Consider the following 6,354-nt stretch of genomic DNA (forward strand, 5'->3'; position numbering starts at 1 on the left):
GGTCTCCTGCGTGGCAGCAGGGGCCCCATCACCTGGTGTGCCGGGGTCGGGGGCCGAGAAACTGCGCGAGAGCTGTTCCCCCAGGGGAGTACCACTGCACCCGCCCAGCAGCACGCCGATGAAGCCGGCGCACAGAACCGGCCCCCAGCGGCGGCCATCGGGGCAGGGCCGGAGCATCAACTCTCCGCCGCTTTGATCACGCGCACGGCGCTGGCCCGCAGCCGACCGGTCTTGGTGGTGGTGGGAGGCTTCTTGGCGGCGGCCTGCTGGCTCTTGGCCGCCGCAGCGGCTTTGGTCTTGGCGGTCTTGGCGGAGGCGGCGCGCTTGCCGGTGGCTGTCGTGCCAGGGGAGGCTTTGCCCCTGGAGGTCTTGCCCGTGGCGGCCTTGGCCGCCAGCAGCTCGATCGCCTGCTCCAGGGTGATGGTGTCGGCCGTGGTGCCCTCCGGCAGGGAGGCGTTCACCTTGCCCTGCTTCACGTAGTGGCCATAGGGACCATCAAAGAGCTGCACCGGTTCGTCGCTGCCCTCCGGCAGCCCGAGCTGCTTGAGGGCGGTGCGGCCACCGCGGCCACGCTTGGGCATCGCCAGCAGTTCCAGGGCGCGGCTCAAGGGCACCATGAGCACGTCATCTTCGGCCTTGAGCGAGCGGTAGTCCTTCTCGCCCTTGCCCTTGTGGTGCACTACGTAGGGCCCGAAGCGGCCCAGGCCGGCCTCCACCCTGCCGCCCTCGGGATGGTCGCCGAGGCTCCGGGGCAGGCGCAGCAGGCCCAGGGCATCGGCGAGGCTGAGCTCCTCGGGCTTCTGGCCCTTGGGCAGCGAGGCGCGCTTGGGCTTGGGAACGGCCTCACTCACCTGGCCGCGCTGCACGTAGGGGCCGTACTGGCCGAACAGCAGGTACACCTGCTCACCCGTCTCGGGGTCCTCGCCCAGGGACTCGGGACCTTCCGCCTTCTGGCGCAGCAGCAGCTCGGCCTTGTCGGCATCGAGATCGGCCGGGGTGATCTCCAGGGGCAGGGTGGCCTTGAGCAGCTCCTCGGTGCCGTCCTCGGCCACCCGCTTGGTTTCCAGGTAGGCCCCGAAGCGGCCGATCCGCACCACACAGGGCAGGCCCTCCAGCGACACGGTGCGGGAGACGCCGGGGTCGATGTCACCCTCGCGCTGCTGCACCTGGGTTTCGAGACCCTTCTCGCCTCTGTAGAACGACTCCAGGTAGGGCAGCCAGGCCACCTGGCCATGGGAGATCTCGTCGAGGCTCTGCTCCATCCGGGCGGTGAAGCTGGTGTCCACCAGATCGGGGAAATGCTCCTCCAGCAGGGCCGTCACCGCGAAGGCCGTGAAGCTGGGGGTGAGGGAGTTGTTCAGGAGCGTGGCGTAACCCCGGTCCACGATCGTGCCGATGATCGAGGCATAGGTGGAGGGGCGGCCGATGCCCTCCTTCTCCAGCATCTTCACCAGGGCGGCCTCGCTGTAGCGCGCTGGAGGCTGGGTCTGGTGGCCGAGGGCCTCCACCCCCTGGCAGGCCGGAGCATCGCCCACCGCCAGGGCGGGCAACAGCACTTCCTGGCCCTCCAGGGCCGCATCGGGGTCGTCGCTGCCCTCCACGTAGGCACGGAAGAAGCCGGGGAAATCGATCCGCTTGCCGCTGGCGCGGAAGCGCGCCGTGCCGAGGCTGCCGCCCTCCACCTCCAGATCCACGGCCAGCATCGTGAGCCGCGCCTCAGCCATCTGGCTGGCCACAGTGCGCTTCCAGATCAGCTCATAGAGGGCCAGATCCCTGCCTTCGAGGCGGGTGTCGCCTGGATCGCGGAAGCTCTCCCCGGCCGGTCGGATCGCCTCGTGGGCCTCCTGGGCGTTGCGGGCCTTGGTGGAGAACTGCCGCACCGCGGGACTCAGGTAGGTGTCGCCGTACTTGGCCGCCACGCAGCTGCGGGCCGCCTGAATCGCCTGGTCGCTGAGGTGCACCGAATCGGTGCGCATGTAGGTGATGAAGCCCCGCTCGTAGAGCCCCTGGGCGGCGCGCATCGTCTCGCGGGCCGAGAGCCGCAGCTTGCGGTTCGCCTCCTGCTGCAGGGTGCTGGTGGTGAAGGGCGCCACCGGCTTGCGCACACTCGGCTTGGCCTCCACCTGCGCCACCGACCAGGCTCCGCTCTGCACGGCGGCCTGGAGGCTGCGGGCCTCGTCCTCGGCCAGCAGCCGCACTCGGCTGCCGGCCTTGAGGGCACCGCTGGTCTCGTCGAAGTCGGAGCCGCCGGCAATGCGCTCCCCCTTGAGGTGGCTGAGTTTGGCCTCGAAGCGGCCGCCGGCCTGCTCCAGCTGGGCCTTGAGGTCCCAGTAGCTGCCGCTGTGGAAGGCCCGGCGGGCCCGCTCGCGCTGCACCAGCAGGCGCACCGCCACCGACTGCACCCGGCCGGCCGACAGGCCCCAGGCCACCTTCTTCCAGAGCAGCGGCGAGAGGGTGTAGCCCACCAGCCGATCGAGGATCCGGCGTGTCTCCTGGGCGTGGACGAGCTCCATGTCGAGCTCCCGGGTGTCGTCGAGGGCGCGGCCGATGGCGGCCTTGGTGATCTCGTGGAACACCATTCGCTTGACGGGAACCTTGGGCTGTAGCAGCTGCAACAGGTGCCAGCTGATGCTTTCACCCTCCCGGTCCTCGTCCGTGGCCAGGAGGAGCTGATCGGCGCCCTTGAGGGCGTCCTTGAGTTCCTTCACCACTTTCTTCTTGTCCTTCGGCACTACGTAGAGCGGCTCGAAGTTGCTGGCGGTGTTCACGCCCAGGTTCGCCCACTTCTCACCCTTGTGAGCGGCAGGGATCTCACTGGCGTTGTTCGGCAGGTCCCGCACGTGTCCCATGGAGGCCTCCACGCGGAAGTCCTTGGGCAGGAATCCACGGATGGTGCGGGCCTTGGTGGGGCTCTCAACGATGACGAGGGTGTGACCCACAGACAGGCGAACGACCTCCCCCCTCTTTATCGCATCGGCGGCCGGCACCGCATCCCGCCGCTGGGGAACCGGGGCAACGCCGCTACAGTTCCGGCACCAAATCTGGCCGCATCACCCCCGTGATCTCCCTGCTCGGTGCTCTCCCAGCCGTGGCCGCTGCCACGCTCGCAGAGGCGGCCCAACCCGCCACCCAGGCCATCGGGGCGGGGTTCGGCAGTGGTGGGCTCAGCCTCCAGCTCAATGCCGGCGCCATCGCCCCTGAGGTGGCCGTGCTGCTGGCCCTGATCGCCTGTCTGCTGGTGGATCTGGCCGGCGAGCAGGCCGCCAGCCGCTGGGTGCCGCCCCTCTGCTACGCCGGCCTTGGCGGCGCCCTGGTGCTGCTGGCCCTGCAGTGGAACACCCCGGCGCTGGAGCCGTCCTTCCTCGGCTCCTTCCTCGCCGACAACCTGGCGATCGCCTTCCGCGGCGTGGTGGCAACCTCCAGCTTGATCTCGCTGCTGTTGAGCTGGCGCTACGTGGAGCGCAGCGGCACGCCGGTGGGCGAATACGCCGCCATCCTGCTGGCCGCCACCCTCGGCGCCATGTTCCTCTGCGGCGCCACCGATCTGGTGAGCATCTTCATCTCCCTGGAAACGCTCTCGGTATCGAGCTACCTGCTGGCGGGCTACATGAAGCGCGACGCCCGCAGTTCCGAGGCGGCACTCAAATATCTGCTGGTGGGTTCTGCCGCCGCGGCGGTGTTCCTCTACGGAGCCTCCCTGCTCTACGGCCTCACCGGTGGTGCCACCGGACTGGATGCCGTCGCCCTGGCCCTGCAGACCAGCGCCTCGCCGGTCACCGCCCTGGCCCTGGTGTTCGTGCTGGCCACCGTGGCCTTCAAGATCGCCGCCGTGCCCTTCCACCAGTGGACGCCCGACGTCTACGAGGGCTCGCCCACCCCAGTGGTGGCCTTCCTCTCGGTGGGTTCCAAGGCGGCAGGATTCGCGCTGGCCGTTCGCATCCTGGTGGGCTGCTTCGAGAGCTTTGATGCTCAGTGGAAGCTGCTGTTCACCGTGCTGGCCATCCTCAGCATGGTGCTGGGCAACGTGGTGGCCCTGGCCCAGACCTCCATGAAACGGATGCTGGCCTACAGCTCGATCGGCCAGGCCGGCTTCGTGATGATCGGGCTGGTGTGCGGCACCGAGGACGGCTTCGCGGCCATGGTGCTGTACATGGCCGCCTACCTGTTCATGAACCTGGGGGCGTTCGCCTGCATCATCCTGTTCTCTCTGCGCACCGGCAGCGACCGTATTGCCGACTACGCAGGCCTCTACCAGAAAGATCCCCTGATCACCCTGGGGCTCAGCCTCTGCCTGCTCTCCCTGGGCGGTATCCCGCCGATGCTGGGCTTCTTCGGCAAGATCTACCTCTTCTTCGCCGGCTGGGCTGATCAGCAATATCTGCTGGTGGTGGTGGGCCTGGTCACCTCCGTGGTCTCGATCTACTACTACATCTCCGTGATCAAGATGATGGTGGTCAAAGAGCCCCAGGAAGCGTCCGATGTGGTGAAGGCCTATCCCGAGATCTCCTGGTCGATTGCCGGCATGCCGGAGCTGCGCACGGCGCTGGTGGGCTGTGTGATCGTCACCGCGGTAGGAGGGGTGCTCTCCAGCCCGCTGTTCACCTGGGCCAGCGAGGCGGTGGTGGGCACGCCGATCCTGCAGCAGGCCATCGCCAGCGCCACAGCTCCGCCGATCGGTTGATGCCGTGATCCAGCCCGTTGCCCAACTCGAGGCCGTGGAGAAGGTCTACGGCTCAGGTGACACGGAGGTGCGCGCCCTCGATGGCCTCAGCCTCACCGTCAACCGCGGTGACTATCTGGCCGTGATGGGGGCGTCCGGTTCGGGCAAGAGCACGGCGATGAACATCCTCGGCTGCCTGGATCGGCCCAGTGCCGGCAGCTACCGCCTCAGCGGCACCCAGGTGAACCAGCTCAATGACGACCAGCTGGCCGATCTGCGCAACCGCGATCTGGGGTTCGTGTTCCAGCAGTTCCACCTGCTGCCCCAGCTCTCGGCGCTCGACAACGTGATGCTGCCGATGGTGTACGCGGGAGTGCCGGCCCCGGAACGGCGGCGGCGCTCCGAGGAGGCCCTCGGACGGGTGGGGCTGGCGGATCGGCTGATCAACAAACCCAACCAGCTCTCCGGCGGCCAGCAGCAGCGGGTGGCGATCGCCCGGGCGATCATCAACCAACCCGCCCTGCTGCTGGCCGATGAACCCACGGGCGCCCTCGATTCCCGCACCACCGAGGAGGTGCTGGCCATTTTCGATGAACTGCACCGAGGCGGCATGACCGTGGTGATGGTGACCCATGAAGACGATGTGGCCGCCCGCGCCGACCGGGTGGTGCATTTCCGCGATGGCCGGATCACCGAGACGACCAGCCAGGCGCCGGCCCTGGCCGCCCGCTAACCCGCCGGAGGGGCAGGGGCCAGGGGGGCGATCGGCCGCTCCAGGCTCTGCAGCAGCTGGCCCATCAACAGGGCGATGGCATCGCTGCCGCCGGCCGCCGGGCCGGGGTCGAGATCGCCGGGATCCACCGCCATCCAGCCGCCATCGCCGGGCAGCCGCAGCTCGAAATGCAGGTGGGGGCCGGTGCTAAGACCCGTACTGCCCACCCGGCCGATCACCTCCCCCTGGCGCACCCGATCGCCGGGCTTCACGTAGAGCTCGCTGAGGTGCCCGTAGAGCGTGCGCCGCCTGGGGCGCTCATGTTCGATCTCGATGGCCAGGCCGTAACCGCCTGCCACGCCGCTGCTGATCACCTGGCCGCTGAGGGAGGCCACCACAGGCGTGCCCTCCGGCGCCGCCAGGTCACGGCCGGCGTGCATCAGCCAGCTGCCCAGCACGGGGTGGACGCGGAAGCCGAAACCACTGCTGGTGACGGCTGAACCGATCAGGGGAAAGAGCAGACGGCGATTGCCGTTGCCACCGATCGGCGAGGGGCGGGGCGTGACCGCGAACACATCGGCAAGGCGGAAGCCACCGCCGCCGCCGGCCAGCAGGGCCGCCACGGGGACCGTGAGCGGCGTGGTGAGCGGCGCCCCGCCGATCAGCCGTTGTCCGGCTCCGGTGATGCCCCTGCCGGCGTCGTCGCCAAGAAAGCCGCCGGGCGCCGACGTGCTGCTGCCTGGGCGACCCCAGCCCCGCACCACCACGCCCCGGCGGCACTCCTGGGCTGAGAGAGCGCCGCTGCTGCAGGCCTGGACATTCGCGGGGCTGTTGAACGGGATGGCGCGGCTGCCGGAACGCACCCGCTCCCGTTCGGCCGGGGTGACAACGCCCTCGCGTACAAGGGCATCGAGGGAGCTGTCGAAGCTGGCCGCTGGACGGGAGCCCCGCGCTGAGGCAGGGGGCACGGAGCGGGGTGCCG

4 protein-coding genes are annotated in these 6,354 nt (G+C 69.2%); 2 read left to right on the forward strand and 2 right to left on the reverse strand.

The features are described 5' to 3' along the window. Positions 1-176: 176 nt before the first annotated feature. A complete protein-coding gene (gene topA, locus IQ216_RS10555; RefSeq protein WP_193815436.1) occupies positions 177-2,939 on the reverse strand; it encodes a type I DNA topoisomerase in 2,763 nt (920 codons plus the stop codon). A gap of 149 nt (positions 2,940-3,088) precedes the next feature. Here topA and IQ216_RS10560 point away from each other — a divergent pair, with 149 nt between their 5' ends. Together IQ216_RS10560 and IQ216_RS10565 are read left to right on the forward strand one after the other, a co-directional pair. After that, on the forward strand, positions 3,089-4,681 hold the full coding sequence (locus IQ216_RS10560) for an NAD(P)H-quinone oxidoreductase subunit N (RefSeq protein WP_370566704.1): 1,593 nt from the start codon (positions 3,089-3,091) through the stop codon (positions 4,679-4,681). 4 nt (positions 4,682-4,685) lie between these two features. Further along, positions 4,686-5,393, forward strand: coding sequence for an ABC transporter ATP-binding protein (locus IQ216_RS10565; protein WP_193815437.1), 708 nt, complete (start codon positions 4,686-4,688; stop codon positions 5,391-5,393). Here IQ216_RS10565 and IQ216_RS10570 read toward each other — a convergent pair. Next, the coding region (locus IQ216_RS10570) for a M23 family metallopeptidase (protein WP_193815438.1) at positions 5,390-6,354 on the reverse strand (965 nt) is incomplete at its 5' end. The genes IQ216_RS10565 and IQ216_RS10570 overlap by 4 nt on opposite strands.

Source organism: Cyanobium sp. LEGE 06143 (assembly GCF_015207535.1).
Taxonomy (GTDB): domain Bacteria; phylum Cyanobacteriota; class Cyanobacteriia; order PCC-6307; family Cyanobiaceae; genus NIES-981.